At 74.0% G+C, this 18,882-nt stretch carries 16 protein-coding genes; 11 read left to right on the top strand and 5 right to left on the bottom strand.

The window, feature by feature from the left end; translation table 11 throughout:
• The first annotated feature begins 125 nt into the window (after nucleotides 1-125).
• The 3 genes from ABD811_RS11475 to ABD811_RS11465 all read left to right on the top strand — a co-directional run bounded on the left by ABD811_RS11475 (nucleotide 126) and on the right by ABD811_RS11465 (nucleotide 3,736).
• On the top strand, nucleotides 126-1,079 hold the full coding sequence (locus tag ABD811_RS11475) for an aldo/keto reductase (RefSeq protein WP_344945082.1): 954 nt from the start codon (nucleotides 126-128) through the stop codon (nucleotides 1,077-1,079).
• 121 nt (nucleotides 1,080-1,200) lie between these two features.
• Nucleotides 1,201-2,943 carry a helix-hairpin-helix domain-containing protein gene (locus ABD811_RS11470; protein ID WP_344945080.1) on the top strand — a complete coding sequence of 581 codons (1,743 nt, stop codon included), beginning with the start codon at nucleotides 1,201-1,203 and terminating at the stop codon, nucleotides 2,941-2,943.
• Between the two features lie 160 nt (nucleotides 2,944-3,103).
• A complete protein-coding gene (locus ABD811_RS11465; RefSeq protein ID WP_344945077.1) occupies nucleotides 3,104-3,736 on the top strand; it encodes a hypothetical protein in 633 nt (210 codons plus the stop codon).
• 180 nt (nucleotides 3,737-3,916) lie between these two features.
• On the opposite strand, the gene fabI is transcribed toward ABD811_RS11465, so the two are convergent.
• Entirely contained in the window at nucleotides 3,917-4,714 is a 798-nt protein-coding gene (gene fabI / locus ABD811_RS11460; protein WP_344945074.1) for an enoyl-ACP reductase FabI, read from the bottom strand.
• Nucleotides 4,715-4,720: 6 nt separating this feature from the next.
• Nucleotides 4,721-5,425, bottom strand: coding sequence for a beta-ketoacyl-ACP reductase (locus tag ABD811_RS11455; RefSeq protein WP_344945072.1), 705 nt, complete (start codon nucleotides 5,423-5,425; stop codon nucleotides 4,721-4,723).
• Between the two features lie 180 nt (nucleotides 5,426-5,605).
• On the opposite strand from ABD811_RS11455, the gene ABD811_RS11450 reads away from it, so the two are divergent.
• Nucleotides 5,606-7,105, top strand: coding sequence for a TldD/PmbA family protein (locus ABD811_RS11450; protein WP_344945069.1), 1,500 nt, complete (start codon nucleotides 5,606-5,608; stop codon nucleotides 7,103-7,105).
• 5 nt (nucleotides 7,106-7,110) lie between these two features.
• Nucleotides 7,111-8,493 (top strand): metallopeptidase TldD-related protein, encoded by a 1,383-nt coding sequence (locus ABD811_RS11445; protein ID WP_344945138.1) that lies wholly within the window; start codon nucleotides 7,111-7,113, stop codon nucleotides 8,491-8,493.
• A gap of 138 nt (nucleotides 8,494-8,631) precedes the next feature.
• Here the strand turns inward: ABD811_RS11445 and ABD811_RS11440 are convergent, their stop codons facing one another.
• Nucleotides 8,632-8,844: a dodecin gene (locus ABD811_RS11440; protein WP_344945066.1), complete on the bottom strand. Its 213-nt coding sequence runs from the start codon at nucleotides 8,842-8,844 to the stop codon at nucleotides 8,632-8,634.
• 107 nt (nucleotides 8,845-8,951) lie between these two features.
• Between ABD811_RS11440 and ABD811_RS11435 the strand changes: the two genes are divergently transcribed.
• Nucleotides 8,952-9,239, top strand: coding sequence for a DUF3099 domain-containing protein (locus ABD811_RS11435; RefSeq protein ID WP_344945063.1), 288 nt, complete (start codon nucleotides 8,952-8,954; stop codon nucleotides 9,237-9,239).
• Nucleotides 9,240-9,787: 548 nt separating this feature from the next.
• Complete coding sequence (gene fabG, locus ABD811_RS11430; protein ID WP_344945061.1) at nucleotides 9,788-10,543, top strand: 3-oxoacyl-ACP reductase FabG; 756 nt, start codon at nucleotides 9,788-9,790, stop codon at nucleotides 10,541-10,543.
• Between the two features lie 30 nt (nucleotides 10,544-10,573).
• On the opposite strand, the gene ABD811_RS11425 is transcribed toward fabG, so the two are convergent.
• On the bottom strand, nucleotides 10,574-11,365 hold the full coding sequence (locus ABD811_RS11425; protein ID WP_344945058.1) for a helical backbone metal receptor: 792 nt from the start codon (nucleotides 11,363-11,365) through the stop codon (nucleotides 10,574-10,576).
• The gene (gene icmF, locus ABD811_RS11420) at nucleotides 11,365-14,571 is read right to left on the bottom strand and encodes a fused isobutyryl-CoA mutase/GTPase IcmF (protein ID WP_344945055.1); all 3,207 of its coding nucleotides are present in this window, start codon (nucleotides 14,569-14,571) and stop codon (nucleotides 11,365-11,367) included. Before icmF ends, ABD811_RS11425 begins: the two co-directional genes overlap by 1 nt.
• Nucleotides 14,572-14,647: 76 nt before the next feature.
• Between icmF and ABD811_RS11415 the strand changes: the two genes are divergently transcribed.
• From ABD811_RS11415 to ABD811_RS11400, 4 genes are all read left to right on the top strand, one after another.
• Nucleotides 14,648-15,214 carry a MarR family transcriptional regulator gene (locus tag ABD811_RS11415; protein ID WP_344945053.1) on the top strand — a complete coding sequence of 189 codons (567 nt, stop codon included), beginning with the start codon at nucleotides 14,648-14,650 and terminating at the stop codon, nucleotides 15,212-15,214.
• A 67-nt stretch (nucleotides 15,215-15,281) separates the two neighbouring features.
• Nucleotides 15,282-16,553, top strand: coding sequence for a hydroxyacid-oxoacid transhydrogenase (locus ABD811_RS11410; protein WP_344945051.1), 1,272 nt, complete (start codon nucleotides 15,282-15,284; stop codon nucleotides 16,551-16,553).
• A gap of 165 nt (nucleotides 16,554-16,718) precedes the next feature.
• On the top strand, nucleotides 16,719-17,531 hold the full coding sequence (locus ABD811_RS11405; RefSeq protein ID WP_344945048.1) for a tryptophan 2,3-dioxygenase: 813 nt from the start codon (nucleotides 16,719-16,721) through the stop codon (nucleotides 17,529-17,531).
• Nucleotides 17,521-18,882, top strand: a 1,362-nt coding sequence (locus tag ABD811_RS11400) for an FAD-dependent oxidoreductase (RefSeq protein WP_344945045.1), incomplete at its 3' end; no start/stop codon positions are given. The genes ABD811_RS11405 and ABD811_RS11400, both read left to right, overlap by 11 nt.

Below are 18,882 nucleotides of genomic sequence, written 5' to 3'. Positions count from 1 at the left end.
GATCGTCCCGCCGACGCCGTCGCGACGCTTCCGGGACACCCCCGCGTCACCGGCCGGCCACGCCCGACGGCGGCGGCGCCACCGGCGCGGTGGACCGATCGGCGGGGCCGCTACTGTGACCGCCTATGGAAGAGCGTCACCTCGGGCGCAGCGGGCTGCTGGTGTCCCGGCTGGGCCTGGGCACCATGACCTGGGGGCAGGACACCGAGCCCGACGAGGCGGCCGCGCAGCTGACGGCGTTCGTGGACGCGGGGGGCACCCTGGTCGACACCGCCGACGTCTACAGTGAGGGCGCCAGCGAACGCATCCTCGGGCATCTGCTGCGCGACGTGGTGGACCGCGAGTCGATCGTGCTGGCGACCAAGTCTGCGATCCGCCCGGACGGCCGCTACGACGGATCCCGGCGGCATCTGCTGGCCGCCCTGGACGCGTCCCTGGACCGCCTGGACGTCGACAACGTGGACCTGTGGCAGCTGCACGTGTACGACCCGGCCACGCCCCTGGAGGAGACGCTGTCGGCGGTGGACGAGGCGGTGGCCAGCGGCCGCACCCGGTACGCGGGGGTGTCGAACTACGCGGGGTGGCAGCTGGCCAAGGCGGCGGCGTGGCAGAGCGCCTGGCCGGGCCGCGCCCCCATCGTGTCGGTGCAGGCGGAGTACTCGCTGCTGCGGCGCGACATCGAACGCGAGGTGCTGCCCGCCGCGCTGGACGCGGGGGTGGGCGTGCTGCCCTGCTCCCCGCTGGGCCGCGGGGTGCTCACCGGCAAGTACCGCACCGGCATCCCGGCGGGTTCGCGGGCGGCCGCGCCGCATCTTTCGGAGTTCGTCCATCCGTACCTGGACGAGGAGTGCGCCCGCATCGTGGAGTCGGTGGTGACGGCCGCCGAGGGGCTGGGCGTGTCGCCGCTGGACGTGGCACTGGCATGGGTGCGCGACCGTCCCGGGGTGGCCGCGCCGATCGTGGGGGCGCGTACGTCGGCGCAGCTGGGGCAGGCCCTGCGCAGCGACAAGCTGACGCTCCCCCAGGAGATCCGGGAGGCGCTGGACGACGTGTCCGACATGTCGGCGCCCCATCCGTGACCTGTGCGGCCGCGCATGGCACCCTCGGGACCGGAATCCGACAAGCCCGAGCCATGAACCACGCCCGAAGCCCTGCCCCCGGGGGGCCGGGTCCGGGCGGGCGAGCACTGACGGGAGGCCCGTGACCGACTCCGCGCCCGATCTGGCCCAGCTGTTCGAGGCGACCGGCGTGCCCGCCGCGCTGGTGCCGCGCGCCGCCGCGCGGCTCGGCGCCGACGCCCCCGGACGGCTGCGCGCCGACCCCTGGCTGCTGCTGCGCGTGCCGGGCGTGCTGCCGCGGCAGGCCGACCACTTCGCCCGGCGGCTGCTGGGCGACCAGGCGCGGCCCGACGATCCCCGGCGGGGACGCGCGCTGGTGCTGCACCTGCTGACCGAGGCCGCCCGGCAGGGCCACACCGCCACCCCCGTCGCGGACGTGGTGGCGGCGCTGGCCGCGCAGCGGGTGCCGGACGCGCGGCAGGCGATCGACGGCGCGCTCGACACCGGCGAGGCGGTCGCCCTGGTCGAGGAGCCGGAGTTCGACGAGGAGTCGCCGGAGGCGCTGGAGGAGGAGCCGCCCGAGCCGGAGGAGTCGCTGGGCGTGGCGCGGTGGGCGCTGGCCGAGGAGGCCGCCGCCGAGGGCTTCCAGCGGCTGGCCGCCACCGCCGCACCGCTGCTGGACGACGCGACGATCAAGGCGGCGCGGCAGGGCCTGCCCGAGGACCGCTCCCTGGCGCTGACCGCCGCGCTGCGCACGGGCGTCAGCGTCCTGCGCGGCGCGCCCGGCGACCTGGCGGGCACCGCCCTCGGCATCGCCTCCGTCGCCGCCGGCAACGGCCTGCGCGTCGCCGTCGTCACCCCCACCGACCACGCCGCCGCCGCGCTGGCGCGCGGCACGGCCCCGGCGGGCACGGTCGTCGGCCTGCACCGGCTGCTGGAGCCCCGTCCCGCGCCCCCGCCCGCCCCGCCGGGCACGGTGGTGTTCGGACGCGGCGAGCAGCACCCGCTCGACCTGGACCTGGTGGTGGTGCCGGACGCGGCCGCGCTGGACGTGGAGATGACCGCCATGCTGGTCGAGGCGTGCCCGGACAGCGCCCACCTGGTGCTGGGCGGCGAACCGGGGGCGCTGCCGCCCGCCGGGCCCGGGCGGGCGCTGGACGACCTGGAGGCCTCGGAGACCGTGCCGGTCGTCACGCTGGAACCCGGTGTCGAGGCCGGTCCGCTGCAGGCGCTGACGGCCGCCGTGCGCGCGGGCGAGCTGGTCCCGGTGGACGCGCCCGGCCGGGAGGTCGTGATCGTCCCCGCCGCGTCCGGCGCCGAGGCGGTGCACCGCGCCGTCCAGCTCGTCACCGACTCGATCCCCCGGGCGCTCGGCATCCCCGCCGAGGACGTCCAGGTGGTCGCGGCCGCCGCAGCCGGGGAGGCGGGCGTCGCGGCCCTCAACGCCGCCCTGAAGAACCGTCTCAACCCCGGGCCGGGCGAGTTCGGCGGGTTCGACCCGGGCGACCGCGTCGTCGTGGCCGTGCCGCTGCCCGAGGCCGCCCTGGGCGAGCCGGGCGTGGTCACCGGCGCCGGCGCCGACGGCCTGCACGTGGAGTTCACCGGCGGCACCGTCACGATCCCTCCCGCGCTGAGCACGCGGCTGCGGCACGGCTGGGCCGCCCCGGTGCCGCTGGCGCGCGCAACACGCCACCCCGCCGTGGTGGCCGTCATGACCGACGACGCGGAGGCGGGCCTGTCGCGGCCGATGGTGGCCACCGCGTTCGGGCTGGCGCTGCGTCACCTGTCGGTCGTGCAGGCCGCCGGGCCCGCCCTGGCCAGGGCCGTCCGCGAGGTGGACGCCCCCGGGAGACGCACCAGGCTGGCGCGGCTGGTGGTGCGGTAACGGAGTCCGGGGGCGGAGGAAACCGCCCGTGCCGGTGTTTACGCGTGCGTCTTCCAAGGAACCATAAGCGCACACTTACATCGGCTTCGGGCGGAAGGCGGAAGAACACATGCACCGGCAGCGGCGCCTCACACGAATCGGCGCGGTATCGGCGGGCACGATGGCGTTGGTGCTGCTGGGCGGCGCGCAGGCCGCCCACGCACACGCGGCCGCCGCCCCCAGGCCGTGCCCGAAGGGCACCGACCCGGCCAGCACGGTCGACAACTGGAAGTGCCAGCTCGACAACATCCGCGAGGGCCTCACGCCCAAGCAGCCGACGACCTCGCCGGCGCCGTCCCCCACCCCGTCCAAGCCGAAGCCCGCACCGAAGCCCAAGCCGGGCGACGGCGGCGGCGGCGACCGCAGCGGCTCCGGGGGCGACAAGCGGAAGGCGCCACGTCCCGGAACCGGATCCGGCCCGCGCTCGGGCGGCACGGGCCCGGGTGTGCGGGCGCCGTCGGTGCCCGCGCCGCTCACCGACCCCCGCAGCGTGCGGCCCTACTCCCCCGGCGCCCCGGCGAACCTGCCCGGGCTGCTGCCGTCACCGCGGGTCGCCGACCCCGCTGACGGCACCGTCATGCCGGACACGCGGCTCGTGTCGCCCGCGGCCGCCTCCGCCCACGACGACGGCGCCACCACGGCGTGGGTGGCCGCCGCCTCGGGCGCCGCCGGAGCCGTCGCGGCGCTCAACGCCAGCGTGATGGCCCGCCGCTTCCGCCGCGCCCGCCCCCTGCCCCCTCCCCGCGCACGCTAGCCCCACCCCGCGCACGTCAGCCGCCCGCGCAGGTCAGACCACCCGCGCAGGTCAGACCACCCGCGCAGGTCAGACCACCCGCGCAGGTCAGACCACCCGCGCAGGTCAGACCACCCGCGCAGGTCAGACCACGCGGACACGTTAGGCCGCCCGTGTGTGTGGACGCTGGGCGGCCGGGGGTCAGTCCAGGTCGGGCTCGGGGGCGCCGACGGCGTGCAGGCCGCCGTCCACGTGGACGATCTCGCCCGTGGTGGCCGGGAACCAGTCCGACAGCAGCGCCACCACCGCGCGCGCGGTGGGCTCGCTGTCCTTGATGTCCCAGCCGAGCGGCGCGGCCTGCGGCCACATCTCGGTCAGCCCCCCGAAGCCGGGGATGCTCTTGGCCGCCATCGTGGCCAGCGGCCCGGCCGACACCAGGTTCACCCGGATGTTCTTCGGCCCCAGGTACTTGGCCAGGTAACGCGAGCACGACTCCAGGCCCGCCTTGGCCACGCCCATCCAGTCGTACACCGGCCAGGCCTTGGTGGCGTCGAAGTCCAGGCCGACCACCGACCCGCCCTGCTCCATCAGCGGCAGGCACGCCATGGTGAGCGACTTCAGCGAGTACGTCGAGGCGTGCAGCGCGGTGGCCACGTCCTCCCACGGCGTGTCCAGGAACGTGCCGCCCAGCGCGGTCTGCGGCGCGAACCCGATGGCGTGCACCACGCCGTCCAGCCGGTCGAACCCGTGCTCGCGCAGCCGCCCGGCCAGCGCGTCCAGGTCCTCGGTGCTGGTGACGTCCAGCTCGATGACGGGCGGCGGGTCGTCCGGCCCCGACGGCAGCCGCTTGGCGGTGCGCTGGGTGAGCGTGGGACGCGGGTAGGCGGTCAGCGCCACCCGCGCGCCCTCCTCCTGCGCCACGCGCGCCACGTGGAAGCCGATGGAGGCGTCGGTGAGGACGCCGGTGACCAGGATCCGCTTGCCTTCCAGGATGCCCATGATCGGTCAGTGCCCCATTCCCAGGCCGCCGTCCACCGGGATCACGGCCCCGGTGATGTAGGCGGCGTCGTCGCTGGCCAGGAACCGCACGGCCTTGGCCACCTCGTCCGGCTGCGCCACCCGGCCCAGCGGGATCGCCTTCTTGATCGCGCTCTGCTGGTCCTCGCTGAGCGCGGCGGTCATGTCGGTGTCGACGAAGCCGGGCGCGACCACGTTGACGGTGATGTTGCGCGAGCCCAGCTCGCGGGCCAGCGACCGGGCGAAGCCCACCAGGCCCGCCTTGGAGGCGGCGTAGTTGGACTGGCCGGCCGACCCGAGCAGCCCCACCACCGACGACACCAGCACGATCCGGCCGCCGCGCTTGCGCATCATGCCCTTCACCGCGCGCTTGGCGACCCGGTAGGCGCCGGTCAGGTTGGTGTCCAGGACGGAGGTGAACGACTCCTCGCTCATGATCGCCAGCAGGGTGTCGTCGGTGATCCCGGCGTTGGCGACCAGCACCTGCACCGGCCCCTGCTCCGCCTCGACCTTGCCGAACGCGGCGTCGACGTCCTCCATGCTGGTCACGTCGCAGCGCACGCCGAACAGGCCCTCGGGCGGCTCGCCCGACCGGTAGGTCACCGCCACCGCATCGCCCGCGGCCGACAGCTCCCGCGCGACCGCCAGCCCGATGCCCCGGTTCCCGCCGGTCACGAGGACAGAGCGACTCATCTCGTACCCTTCATCGACTCACCACAGCGAGCCGAGCGTATCGACCTACCGCCGGTAACGCGGATGTGCGAGCCCCACAAGATCCGCGTCCCGCCCTTTGTTCCACCCCGATCCACCGGAGGTCCGGACGGCCCCGCGGCCCCCGCCGGTCCGGGCGGGTTAGGGGGTAGGTTGCGGAAGGTGCACGACATCGATCCCGACTTCACCGCGCTCCCCCTGCGCGAGCTCGCCGACGCGGCGCTGACCCGGGCCCGCGAGCTGGGCTGCGAGCACGCCGACTTCCGGCTGGAGCGCATCCGCAGCCAGACCCTGCGCCTGCACGACGCCGCGCTGGAGACCGCGCTGGACGCCGACGACCTGGGCCTGTCGGTCCGCGTGGTCAAGAACGGCACCTGGGGCTTCGCCGCCGGCATCGACCTGAGCACCGCCGGCGCCGCCCGGGTGGCCGCGCAGGCGGTGGAGGTCGCCGCGGTCGCCGCGGCGGTCAACCGCGAGCCCATCGAGCTGGCGCCCGAGCCGGTGCACGGCGAGCGCACCTGGGTGTCGTCCTACGAGGTCGACCCGTTCGCCGTGCCCACCGCCGAGAAGGTGGCGCTGCTGGCCGACTGGAGCCGCCGCCTGCTGGACGACCCCCGCGTGCAGCACGTCGACGCCGCACTGCTGCAGGTCAAGGAGAACAAGTTCTTCGCCGACCTGGCCGGGACCGTCACCACCCAGCAGCGCGTCCGGCTGCACCCGGCGATCAACGCGGTGGGCATCGCCGACGGCGCGTTCGACACCATGCGCACGCTGGCGCCGCCCGCCGGGTACGGCTGGGAATGGCTGACCGGCGCGCACTGGGACTGGGACGGCGAGCTGGCGCGGCTGCCGGAACTGCTGGCCGAGAAGCTGGCGGCGCCGTCGGTGGACCCGGGCGCCTACGACGTGGTGATCGACCCGTCCAACCTGTGGCTCACCATCCACGAGTCGATCGGGCACGCCACCGAACTCGACCGCGCCCTGGGCTACGAGGCCGCCTACGCGGGCACCTCGTTCGCCACCCCCGACAAGCTCGGCCGCCTGCGCTACGGGTCGCCCGTCATGAACGTCACCGGCGACCGCACCGCCGAGCACGGCCTGGCCACCATCGGCTACGACGACGAGGGCGTGGAGACGCAGTCGTTCGACATCATCTCCGAGGGCATGTTCACCGGCTACCAGCTGGACCGGCGCATCGCCCGCCTCACCGGCGCCGAACGCTCCAACGGCTGCGCGTTCGCCGACTCCTCCTCCAGCATGCCGCTGCAGCGCATGGCGAACGTGTCGCTGCGGCCCGCGCCGGACGGGCCGTCCACCGACGAGCTGATCTCCGGCGTCGAACGCGGCATCTACATCGTCGGCGACAAGAGCTGGTCGATCGACATGCAGCGCTACAACTTCCAGTTCACCGGGCAGCGCTTCTACCGCATCGAGAAGGGGCGGCTGGCCGGGCAGCTGCGCGACGTGGCCTACCAGGCCACCACCACCGACTTCTGGAACTCCATGGAGGCCGTCGGCGGGCCCGGCACCTACGTGCTGGGCGGCGCGTTCAACTGCGGCAAGGGCCAGCCCGGGCAGGTCGCCCCGGTCAGCCACGGCTGCCCGTCGGCGCTGTTCCGCGGGGTCAACATCCTCAACGCGCGCAAGGAGGCCGGGCAGTGAGCACGATGAGGCCGCAGGAGGCCGTCGAACGGGCGCTCGAGCTGTCCCGCACCGACGACTGCGTGGTCATCGCCGACGAGTCCAGCACCGCCAACCTGCGCTGGGCGGGCAACACGCTGACCACCAACGGCGTGACCCGCTCCAACCGGCTCACCGTGATCGCGCTGCGCGGCACCGCCGAGGGCGTCGCCGCCGGCGTGGTGTCGCGGGCCGCCGTCGGCGCCGGCGACGTCGAGGAGCTGGTGCGCGCCGCCGAGGCCGTCGCCGCCGGCAACGAGCCCGCCGAGGACGCCGCGCCGCTGGTGAGCGGCACCGCGCCCGGCACCCGCTGGGACGACGACCCGGCCGAGACCGGCATCGGCGTGTTCACCGGCGTCGCGCCCGCGCTGGGCGAGGCGTTCGCCGCCGCCGAGGCCGCCGGGCGCCGCCTGTACGGGTTCGCCAACCACATGGTGACCTCCACCTTCCTCGGCACCTCGGCGGGGCTGCGGCTGCGCCACGACCAGCCCACCGGGCTGCTGGAGCTGAACGCCAAGGACGAGCGGGGCGGCTCTGCGTGGGCGGGCGTCGGCACCCGCGACTTCACCGACGTGGACGTGCCCGGCGTCGCCGCCGACCTGGCGCGCCGCCTGGACTGGGGCGCCCGCCGCGTCGACCTGCCCGCGGGCCGCTACGAGACGATCCTGCCGCCCAGCGCCGTCGCCGACCTGATGATCTACCTGTACTGGTCGGCGGGGGCGCAGGACGCCCACGACGGCAGCACCGTGTTCAGCGCCCCCGGCGGCGGCACCCGCGTCGGGGAGAAGCTGGCGAGCCTGCCGGTGCGGCTGTCCAGCGACCCGGCCGCGCCGGGACTGGAGTGCGCGCCGTTCGTCATCGCGCACGCCTCCAGCCGCGAGGCGTCGGTGTTCGACAACGGCCTGGCGCTGTCGGCCACCGACTGGATCGCCGACGGCACGCTCACCGCGCTCACCCAGACCCGCCGGTCCGCCGAGCGCACCGGCCTGCCGCTCACCCCCGGCATCGACAACCTGGTCATGAGCGGGGGCCGGGACGGCGGGGCGTCGCTGGAGGACATGGTGGCGCGCACCGAGCGCGGCCTGCTGCTGACCTGCCTGTGGTACATCCGCGAGGTGGACCCGCAGCGGCTGCTGCTCACCGGTCTCACCCGCGACGGCGTCTACCTCGTCGAGAACGGCGAGGTCGTCGGGGCGGTCAACAACTTCCGCTTCAACGAGAGCCCGGTGGACCTGCTGTCGCGGCTCACCGAGGTCGGCGCCACGGCCCCCACGCTGCCGCGCGAGTGGTCGGACTACTTCACCCGCGCCGCCATGCCGCCGGTGCGCGTGGGCGACTTCCACATGTCCACCGTCAGCCAGGCGACGTAGCCGACGCGGAGATCGTCACAGCCGGGACCGCGGTGGACTGGCCATCCTCCAGCTGGCTGCGGGTCTCAGTGACCTCGCTGCAACGGGGCCGCACTCCCGGCTGTGACGATTCACATACTATGTGTCACCAATGCGCGGTCAAGCATCCTCCAACCTGAAGCCCACTTTCAGCCCCACCTGATAGTGCGCGACCTCGCCCTGCGCGAGGTCGCCGCGGATCTCGGTGACCTCGAACCAGTCCAGGTGGCGCAGGGTCTGCGCGGCGCGGGCGACGGCGTTGCGGATGGCGGCGTCGACGGACTCCGGCGAGCTGCCGACGATCTCGGTCACCCGGTAGGTGTGGTCGGTCATGTGGGTCCCCTTCCCTGGTGTTTCCCCCTGGTGTCGCCGTCCTGCTCCCACGGGCGTACCGTGGAAATGTGAAGGTCATTCCCCGCAGGCGCGCCGCGGTCTACACGGTGACCGACGCGCCCAAGCCGATGTCGGAGGACATCAGCTACCGGCAGCGCCGCTACCTGATCTCGATGGGGATCCGGACGGGCTGCTTCGTGGGAGCGGTGCTCTCGGCGATGCTCGGCGCGCCGCTGTGGCTGGTGGTCCTGTTGGTGGTGGGCGCGCTGTTCCTGCCGTACATCAGCGTGATCTTCGCCAACGGCGGCCGCGAGCCGCAGCCGACCGCCCGCTTCACCGACGAAAGCACGAACCGGAAGCCGATTTCCGGACATGGTCCGGAAATCGGGTCGTGACTTTCTCTTGACTAAGGGCGGGGGGGTTCGGTGTACGATTTGTCTCGGCGCTCTGGTCCCCCGTCGGAGCGCCCGTGCCGGTGTTCCGGGCCCCCGTCGGAACACCGATGATGCGACGCCGGGTGGATTGCCCCCGTATCCACCCGGCGTCGCTTTCTCTTTGCGGGCACTGGGTTCCGCTCTCCCGATCATGCGCGTTCCACTGTGACGAACGGACGTGGCGGCCGCGCGGTTCCCCGTCGCTGACCGGACCCGGCCAACACGTTTCGGCGCCTTCTTCCCGCGTCTCGCGGCGCCTCCGCACGGTGCACGCGCGGGGCGTCGTGCGGCGCCGCGCTCAGGGCGCCGTGGAGCGTTCGCCGGCGGCACGCCCACCCGATCTTGCCGGCCGCGCCCACCGGCCCCTCACAGGCACGTACACCGCCGCGCGGGGCCATCCCGGACTCGTGGACGCCGGGGGCGTCCTGGGCGCACGGCGCTTGATTCTAGAACGAGATTCCAATTAGGTTGGCGTCGGCCGGACACGCGGCGGGAACCGAGGAGGCGCAATGGCCGGGAGCAGGGTCGCCATCGTCACGGGCGCGGCGCGCGGCATCGGCGCGGCGACGGCGGTGCGGCTGGCGGTCGACGGGTTCGCCGTCGCGGTGTGCGACCTGGACGAGGCGGCGTGCGCGGGCACGGTCGCGGAGATCGACCGGGCGGGCGGCCGGGGGCTGGCCGTCGGGGTGGACGTGTCGGACGCGCAGGCCGTGCGGGCGGCGGTCGACCGGGTGGCGGCCGAGCTGGGGCCGCCGGTGGTGCTGGTCAACAACGCCGGGATCATCCGCGACAACCTGCTGTTCAGGATGTCCGACGACGACTGGGACGCGGTCATGGCCGTGCACCTGCGCGGCGCGTTCCTGATGAGCCGGGCCGTGCAGGCGCACATGACCGAGGCGGGCTGGGGCCGGATCGTCAACCTGTCGAGCACCTCGGCGCTGGGCAACCGCGGCCAGGCCAACTACTCGGCGGCCAAGGCGGGCCTGCAGGGCTTCACCAAGACCCTCGCGATCGAGCTGGGCCGGTTCGGGGTGACGGTGAACGCGATCGCGCCCGGGTTCATCGCCACCGAGATGACGGCGGCGACCGCGGCGCGCATGGGCGTGGACTTCGAGGACTTCAAGGCCGCGGCCGCCAGGGAGATCCCGGTGCGGCGGGTCGGCGTGCCCGGCGACATCGCCGGGGTGGTGGCGTTCCTGGTCGGCGACGACGCCTCGTTCGTGTCCGGCCAGGTGATCTACGTGGCGGGCGGGCCGCGCGCCTGAGCCGTCTCCGCCCGCCTGAGCCGTCCCGGGTCAGCGGCGCAGCACGGCGGCGAGCTGGGCGGCCAGCACGCGCGGCGCGTCCACCAGCGACGGGCCGTACCAGGTGAGGTGGCGGCCGTCGACCAGGGCGACGTCGACGCCGGGGAAGCATTCGGGGCCGTCGTCGGCGGTGAAGCGGTACGGCTCGTCCGGCAGCACCACCAGGTCGGCGCCGGCGGCGGTCAGCTCGTCGATGCCGATCTTGGGGTAGCGGTCGGGATGGGCGGCGTAGAGGTTGTCCACGCCGAGCCGTGACAGCACGTCGCCGGTGAAGGTGTCGCGGCCGACGACCATCCACGGCCGCCGCCACACCGGGACGACCGCCGTCCGGCGGCGCGGCGGAACGGGCGGCGCCGCCCACGCGCGGGCGGCCTCGTCCAGCCAGGCGGGGACGGGGACGCGGCAGGCCTCGGCGAGCATGCGGCGCAGCGAGGTCAGGGCCTGGCCGACGGTGCGGATGTCGGTCATCCACACCGCGATCCCGGCCGCGCGCAGCGCCGCGACGTCGGCGGGGCGGTTCTCCTCGGCGTTGCCGAGCACGACGTCGGGACGCAGGGCGGCGACGCGTTCCAGGTCGGGGTTCTTGGTGCCGCGCACCCGCGTGACGTCCAGGCCAGGCGGGTGGGTGCACCAGTCGGTGGCGCCGGCCAGCAGGCCGGGCGCCGTCACCGCGACCGTCTCGGTCAGCGACGGCACCAGCGACACCACCCGGCGCACCCGGTCCGGGACGGGCACGGGCGCGCCGGTGTCGTCGAGCGGGACGGCGTGCGGCGGGACGGCCATCACACGTTGCGCCGGTACTGGCCCCCGACCTCGAAGAACGCCTCGGTGATCTGCTGGAGGCTGCACACCCGCGCCGCGTCCATCAGCACCGCGAACACGTTCTCCCCGGACCGGGCGGCCTCCTTCAACGCCGCCAGGGCGGCCTGGGCGTCCTCGCGGTGGCGGTCCTGGAAGGCGCGGACGCGCTCCAGCTGCGAGCGCTTCTCCTCCTCGGTGGCGCGCGCCAGCTCCAGCGGCCCGTCCGCCGCGTCGTCGCCGTCGGGGTTGCGGAAGGTGTTGACGCCGATGATCGGCAGGGAGCCGTCGTGCTTGCGCCGCTCGTACAGCATCGACTCGTCCTGGATGCGGCCGCGCTGATAGCCGGTCTCCATGGCGCCCAGCACCCCGCCGCGCTCGCTGATGCGGTCGAACTCGGCCAGCACCGCCTCCTCCACCAGGTCGGTCAGCTCCTCGATGACGAACGAGCCCTGCAGCGGGTTCTCGTTCATCGCCAGGCCCCACTCCCTGTTGATGATGAGCTGGATGGCCAGGGCGCGGCGCACCGACTCGGCGGTGGGGGTGGTGACGGCCTCGTCGTAGGCGTTGGTGTGCAGGCTGTTGCAGTTGTCGTAAATGGCGATGAGGGCCTGCAGCGTCGTGCGGATGTCGTTGAAGTTCATCTCCTGGGCGTGCAGGGAACGGCCCGACGTCTGGATGTGGTACTTCAGCTTCTGGCTGCGCTCGTTGGCGCCGTACCGCTCGCGCATGGCGATCGCCCAGATGCGGCGGGCGACCCGGCCGATGACGCTGTATTCGGGGTCCATGCCGTTGGAGAAGAAGAACGACAGGTTGGGCGCGAAGTCGTCGACGTCCATGCCCCGCGCCAAATACGACTCGACGTAGGTGAAGCCGTTGGCCAGCGTGAACGCCAGCTGGCTGATCGGGTTCGCCCCGGCCTCGGCGATGTGGTACCCGGAAATGGACACCGAGTAGAAGTTGCGGACCTTGTTGGCGATGAACCATTCCTGGATGTCGGCCATCATCCGCAGCGAGAACTCGGTGGAGAAGATGCAGGTGTTCTGGCCCTGGTCCTCCTTGAGGATGTCGGCCTGCACGGTGCCGCGCACCGTCGACAGCACCCGCGCCCGGATGTCGGCGGCCTCCTGCGCGGTGGGTTCGCGGCCGTGCTCGGCGCGGAAGGCGTCCAGCCCCTGGTCGATCGCGGTGTTGAGGAAGAACGCCAGGATGGTGGGCGCCGGGCCGTTGATCGTCATCGACACGGAGGTGGTCGGCGCGGACAGGTCGAAGCCGTCGTAGAGCGCCTTCATGTCGTCCAGCGTGGCGATGGAGACGCCGGAGGTGCCGACCTTGCCGTAGACGTCGGGACGCTCGCCGGGGTCGCGGCCGTACAGCGTCACCGAGTCGAACGCGGTGGACAGGCGGGTGGCGGGCTGGCCCTCCGACAGCAGCTTGAAGCGGCGGTTGGTGCGGAACGGGTCGCCCTCGCCGGCGAACATCCGCGCCGGGTCCTCGTTGTCGCGCTTGAACGGGAACACCCCGGCGGTGAAGGGGAACCGGCCGGGCAGGTTCTCCGCGCGCAGGAACCGCAGCAGCTCGCCGTGGTCCTGGTAGCGGGGCAGCGCGACGCGCGGGATGCGGCTGCCCGACAGGGTCTCGCGGGTCAGCCTGGTCCGCAGCTCCTTGTCGCGGACGCGGACGACCTGCTCCTCGCCGGAGTAGGCCTCGACGACCTTCGGCCACTGCTCGACCAGCGCGGCGCTGTCGGCGGAGACGGCGCGGCGGGCGTCCTCCAGCAGCCGGCCGACCTCGTCGGCGGCGTCGCCGGTCAGCTCCTCGCGCACGGCCGCCAGGCGCTGCGCGCGCCGCACGGCCTCGACCTGGCGGGCCGTCTCGGCGTGGTAGCCGCGGACGGTCTGGGCGATCTCGGCGAGGTAGTTCGCGCGGGCGGGCGGGATGATCTGCGCGGCGCCCGTGGACACGCGGGTGTCGGCCCTGGGCAGCGTGCCGGGTTCCAGGTGCAGGCCGTGCTCGGCCAGCAGCCCGGTCAGGTGCTGGTAGAGGGCGGTGACGCCGTCGTCGTTGAAGGTGGCGGCGCTGGTGCCGAACACCGGCATGTCCTCGGGCCGCGATCCGAACGCCTCGCGGTTGCGCACCAGCTGGCGCGACACGTCGCGCAGGGCGTCGGCGGCGCCGCGCCGTTCGAACTTATTGATCGCCACCACGTCGGCGAAGTCCAGCATGTCGATCTTCTCGAGCTGGGACGCGGCGCCGAACTCGGGCGTCATCACGTACAGCGCGACGTCGGCCAGCGGGACGATCGCGGCGTCGCCCTGCCCGATGCCGGGGGTCTCCAGGATGACCAGGTCGTATCCGGCGGCGCGGCAGGCGGCGACGATGTCCTCGATGCGGTCCGGCAGCTCGCGGCCGCCGCGGGTGGCCAGCGAGCGGAAGAACACGTGGTCGCCGTCCAGGGAGTTCATCCGGATGCGGTCGCCGAGCAGCGCGCCGCCGCCGCGGCGCCGGGTCGGGTCGACCGCCAGCACCGCCACGCGCAGCTTGTCCTGCTGGTCGACGCGCAGCCGGCGCACCAGCTCGTCGGTGAGGGACGACTTGCCGGAGCCGCCGGTGCCGGTGATGCCGAGGACGGGGACGGCGCGGCGGGACGCGGCCTCGGCGATGACCTCGCGGTCGCGGTCGGGCAGCCGGCCCTCCTGCAGGCAGGTGATGGCGCGGGCCAGGGCGCGCCGCTCCCCCGCCAGCACGCCCTCCACCGGCTCGGGCGGCAGTTCGGCGTCGCAGTCGCGGATCAGCTCGTTGATCATTCCGGGCAGGCCGAGCCGCTGCCCGTCCTGCGGGGAGAAGATGCGCACGCCGGAGTCGGCCAGCCGGGCGATCTCGTCCGGGACGATCACGCCGCCCCCGCCGCCGAAGATCTTGACGTGCCCGGCGCCGGACTCGCGCAGCAGCCGCGCCAGGTACTCGAAGTACTCCACGTGGCCGCCCTGGTAGGAGCTGATCGCCACGCCGTGGGCGTCCTCCTCCAGGACCGCGTCCACCACCTCGCGCACGGACCGGTCGTGGCCCAGGTGGACCACCTCGGCCCCCTGCGACTGCAGGATCCGCCGCATGATGTTGATCGCCGCGTCGTGCCCGTCGAACAGGGCCGCCGCCGTCACGAACCGCACCGGGCGCGCCGGGACGTGCATGAGCCACCTCGCGATCGTCTGTGGGCCGCTCACCAAGCCCTTGGAAGTCCAATATTTGGAAGCTAAAGTAATTCGCATGCGCGACGCGGTCAAGGCTCCGGGCGGCGGATACGGTGAGGCGGTGCCCGTTCCCGACCCCATCGCCGAGGCGCACCGGCAGTGGAGCGCGCGCTGGCCCGAGCACGCCGACCGGATGGCCGCGGTCACGTCGGTGATGCGCGTCCAGCAGCTGCTGCTCGCCCGCATCGAGACCGTCCTCAAACCGCACGGCCTGACGTTCGCCGCCTACGAGGCGCTGCGCCTGCTGGCCTTCACCCGCACCGGCGCCCTGCCCATGGGCAAGATGGGGGCGCGGCTGATGGTGCACCCGGCGTCGGTCACCAACGTCATCGGACGGCTGGAGCGCCGGGGCCTGGTCCAGCGCCGCCCCTCCCCCGACGACCGCCGCGTGGTCCTCGCCGAGATCACCCCCGCCGGCCGCGAGCTGGCCGAGGACGCCACCCGCGCCCTGCACGAGGCGTCGTTCGGGCTGGCGGACCTGACCGCCGAGCAGGCCGAGCAGGTCACCGCCGTGCTGCGCGCCGTGCGCGCCGCGGCCGGCGAGGTCCCCCCGGAGCCGCCCCGGCCGCGGGCCGGGCGTTGACTTCCCCGCGCGCGGTGCGAGCGTGAGAGGGGATCATGGGCGGCAGGACATGGGAGGGGGTGCCGGCGTGGCGAACGAGACCGTCTTCACCTACGGCGCGCCGCAGCTGAAGTTCGGGCCCGGCGCGGCCGACGAGATCGGCTACGACCTGGCCCGGTACGGGGCGCGGCGGGCGCTGGTGGTGACCGACCCGGGGGTGGCCGCGACCGGCGCCCCGCAGCGCGTCGCGGACGCCATGAAGGCCTACGACGTGACGGCGACGGTGTTCGACGGCGTGCGCGTGGAGCCGACCGACGAGAGCCTGCGCCGGGCCGTCGCGCACGCCCGCGACACCGGCCCCTACGACGCGATCGTGGCGGTCGGCGGCGGGTCCAGCATCGACACCGCCAAGGCCGTCGACCTGCTGATCACCAACGAGGGCGACCTGGCGGACTACCTCAACCCGCCGGTCGGCGCGGGGCGCGCCCCCGCCCGGCCGCTGCTGCCGCTGGTGGCCGTGCCGACCACCACGGGCACCGGCGCCGAGAGCACCACGGTGTGCGTGCTGGACGTGCTGGAGCTGAAGGTCAAGACCGGCATCAGCCATCCGGCGCTGCGTCCCGCCCTGGCCGTGGTGGACCCCGGCCTGACGGTCAGCCAGCCCGCCGGGGTGACCGCGTCGTCGGGGATGGACATCGTCTGCCACGCCCTGGAGTCGTACACGGCGCGGCCGTACGACGCGTTCGACCGCAAGGCGCCCGAGCAGCGCGTGCCGTACTGCGGCGCCAACCCGATCTCCGACATGTGGTCGGAGAGGTCGCTGACGCTGATCGCGCGGTCGTTCCGCGCCGCCGTGCGCGACGGCGACGACACCCGCGCCCGCGGCGACATGGCGCTGGCCGCGACGTTCGCCGGGCTCGGGTTCGGCAACGCGGGCGTGCACGTCCCGCACGCCAACGCCTACCCGATCGCGGGCCGCGTCCGCGGGTTCCGCCCGTCCGGCTACCCCGGCGGCGAGCCGCTGGTGCCGCACGGCATGGCGGTGTCGCTGACCGCGCCGGAGGCGTTCCGGTTCACCTTCGAGGCGTGCCCGGAGCGGCACGTGCGGGCGGCGGAGCTGCTCGCACCCGGGCTGGAGCGTCCGGACGACCCGGCCGAGCACCTGCCGCGGGCGCTGCTGGCGCTGATGCGCGACATCGGCATCCCGGACGGGGTGGGGGCGGTCGGCTACACCGAGGCCGACGTGCCGGACCTGGTGGCGGGCACGATGAAGCAGCAGCGTCTGCTGGCCATAGCGCCGCGCCCGGTGACCGAGGACGACGTCGCCGGGATCTTCACCCGTTCGCTGCGCCTGTGGTGAGCCGCGCCGCCCGTCCCGGGGGCCGTGCGGTGGCCGGGGCGGTGGCACCGCACTGGATCGGCGCGCCTTGTCCCGGTATATACCGTGGTGAACCCCGGACCGCGGGCGGGTGGGGAACGGCACGACGTGGTGCCGGGCGTGCCCGGGGCGGGGCTGGAGCGGGAGATGACTGACGCACCTCGTGAGCCGGAGCCCCTGACCTACGGCTCCTACCTTCGGCTGGACAGGCTCCTGACCTGCCAGGAACCGCGCACCGGCGCGCACGACGAGCTGCTGTTCGTCGTCATCCACCAGGTGTACGAGCTGTGGTTCAAGCAGATCCTGCACGAGGCGGCGCTGCTGCAGCGCAGGCTGGAGGACGGCAACAGCGCCGGGTCCCTGCACACCGCCCGCCGCATCGCCAAGATCCTCAAGACGGTGGTGGGGCAGCTGGACGTGCTGGAGACGATGACGCCCCGGCAGTTCGCCTCGTTCCGCGACGCCCTGGGCACCTCCAGCGGGTTCCAGTCGGACCAGTTCCGGCGGATCGAGGCGGTGCTGGGACGCCGCGCGTTCCCCGCCTCGGACCTGCGCGACGACCCCGAGCTGCGGGAGACCGTGCGCCGCCCGTCGCTGATGGACTCGCTGCTGCGCTACCTGGCGGGGCGCGGCCACCCCGTCCCCGCCGACATCCTCGACCGCGACCCGGCGCGGCCGTGGGAGCCCGACCCGCGCGTGCAGAACGTGCTGGTGGCGGTGTACGCCGACGACAGCCGCCCCGAGGCGGAGGTCTGCGAGGCGCTGGTCGACGTGGACGAGGGCGTGCAGGAGTGGCGGTACCGGCACGTCAAGATGGTCGAGCGCACCATCGGCGCCAAGCTCGGCACCGGCGGGTCGGCCGGGGCCGACTACCTGCGCTCCACGCTGTTCGTACCCGCGTTCCCGGACCTGTGGGAGGTCCGGTCGAAGATCGAGGAGGAGCCCGTCGATGGCGCGTGAGGAGAGCGTGGCCGTGGTCGGGGCGGGCCTGGCCGGATGCCTGCTGGCCACGCTGCTGGGCCGGCGCGGCGTGCCGGTGACGGTGTACGAGCGGCGTCCCGACCCGCGCGTGGCCGGGCCCGAACGCGGCCGGTCCATCAACCTGGCGATCTCCGCGCGCGGCCTGGCCGCGCTGGAGGAGGTCGGGCTGCGCGAGGAGGCCCTCGCCCGGGCGCTGCCCATGCACGGCCGGATGGTGCACCCGCTGGGCGGGGCCCGCAACTTCCAGCGCTACAGCGCCGACGGCACCCGCGCGATCAACTCGATCAGCCGCGCCGAGCTGAACATCGCGCTGCTGGACGCCGCCGAGGCCACCCCCGGCGTGACGGTGCGCTTCGGGCACCGGCTCACCAACGTCGACGCCGCCAAGGGACGGCTGACGCTGGAGACGCCGGACGGCGTGGTCACCGAGGACGCCGGCGTGGTGCTGGCCGGCGACGGCGCCTACAGCGCGGCGCGCCGCACGATCGAGGGCGTCGAGCCGTTCACCCACACCCAGGACTTCCTCGAGCACGGCTACAAGGAGCTGACCATCCCGCCGACGGCCGGCGGGGACTTCGCGCTGGACCCCGACGCCCTGCACATCTGGCCGCGCGGCAACGCCATGATGATCGCGCTGCCGAACCTGGACCGCTCGTTCACCTGCACGCTGTTCTGGCCGAAGGCCGACTTCGACGCCCTGGACACGCCGCGCCGGGTGCGCGAGCACTTCCGGGCCCGCTATCCCGACGTGGCCGGGCTCATGCCGAACCTGGCCGACGACTTCGCGCACAACCCCGTCGGGTCGCTGGTGACGGTGCGGTGCTGGCCGTGGGTGCGGTACGGCAGGGGCGCGACGGTGGCGCTGCTGGGCGACGCGGCGCACGCGATCGTGCCGTTCTACGGGCAGGGCGCCAACTGCGCGTTCGAGGACTGCGTCGAGATCGACCGCTGCCTGGAGGAGACCGGCGGGAACTGGCGGCGCGCGCTGTCGATCTACCAGGAGCGGCGCAAGCCCAACACCGACGCGATCGCGGAGATGGCGCTGGACAACTTCGTCGAGATGCGCGACCGGGTCGCCTCCCCGGCGTTCCGGCTCGGCCAGGCCGCCCAGCACGCGCTGGAGCGGCGGCTGCCGGGCCGGTACGTGTCGCGTTACGAGCTGGTGTCGTTCAGCACCGTGCCGTACGCGCGGATCCCCGAGCGGATCAGGCGGCAGAACCGGACGCTGGCGGCGGCGGGGCTTGCGGCGTTCGCGGCGACGGGGCTGACCGTCCGGGCCGCTCGTGCCGCCCTGCGCCGCCGGGCCGCCGCGGCGCCGGCCGGGTCGGGC

The organism is Actinomadura miaoliensis, from assembly GCF_039536785.1.
Taxonomy (GTDB): Bacteria; Actinomycetota; Actinomycetes; order Streptosporangiales; family Streptosporangiaceae; genus Spirillospora; species Spirillospora miaoliensis.
This window is presented reverse-complemented; position numbering and strand designations above follow the sequence as displayed.

Bases quoted from the DNA above. Each gene is read 5' to 3' on its own strand.
- ABD811_RS11455 (WP_344945072.1), bottom strand. From the start codon at position 5,425: ATGAGTCGCTCTGTCCTCGTGACCGGCGGGAACCGGGGCATCGGGCTG.
- ABD811_RS11445 (WP_344945138.1), top strand. From the start codon at position 7,111: ATGAGGCCGCAGGAGGCCGTCGAACGGGCGCTCGAGCTGTCCCGCACC.
- ABD811_RS11440 (WP_344945066.1), bottom strand. From the start codon at position 8,844: ATGACCGACCACACCTACCGGGTGACCGAGATCGTCGGCAGCTCGCCG.
- fabI (WP_344945074.1), bottom strand. From the start codon at position 4,714: ATGGGCATCCTGGAAGGCAAGCGGATCCTGGTCACCGGCGTCCTCACC.
- ABD811_RS11405 (WP_344945048.1), top strand. From the start codon at position 16,719: ATGACTGACGCACCTCGTGAGCCGGAGCCCCTGACCTACGGCTCCTAC.
- ABD811_RS11425 (WP_344945058.1), bottom strand. From the start codon at position 11,365: ATGGCCGTCCCGCCGCACGCCGTCCCGCTCGACGACACCGGCGCGCCC.
- ABD811_RS11415 (WP_344945053.1), top strand. From the start codon at position 14,648: ATGCGCGACGCGGTCAAGGCTCCGGGCGGCGGATACGGTGAGGCGGTG.
- ABD811_RS11465 (WP_344945077.1), top strand. From the start codon at position 3,104: ATGGCGTTGGTGCTGCTGGGCGGCGCGCAGGCCGCCCACGCACACGCG.
- fabG (WP_344945061.1), top strand. From the start codon at position 9,788: ATGGCCGGGAGCAGGGTCGCCATCGTCACGGGCGCGGCGCGCGGCATC.
- ABD811_RS11475 (WP_344945082.1), top strand. From the start codon at position 126: ATGGAAGAGCGTCACCTCGGGCGCAGCGGGCTGCTGGTGTCCCGGCTG.
- icmF (WP_344945055.1), bottom strand. From the start codon at position 14,571: ATGCACGTCCCGGCGCGCCCGGTGCGGTTCGTGACGGCGGCGGCCCTG.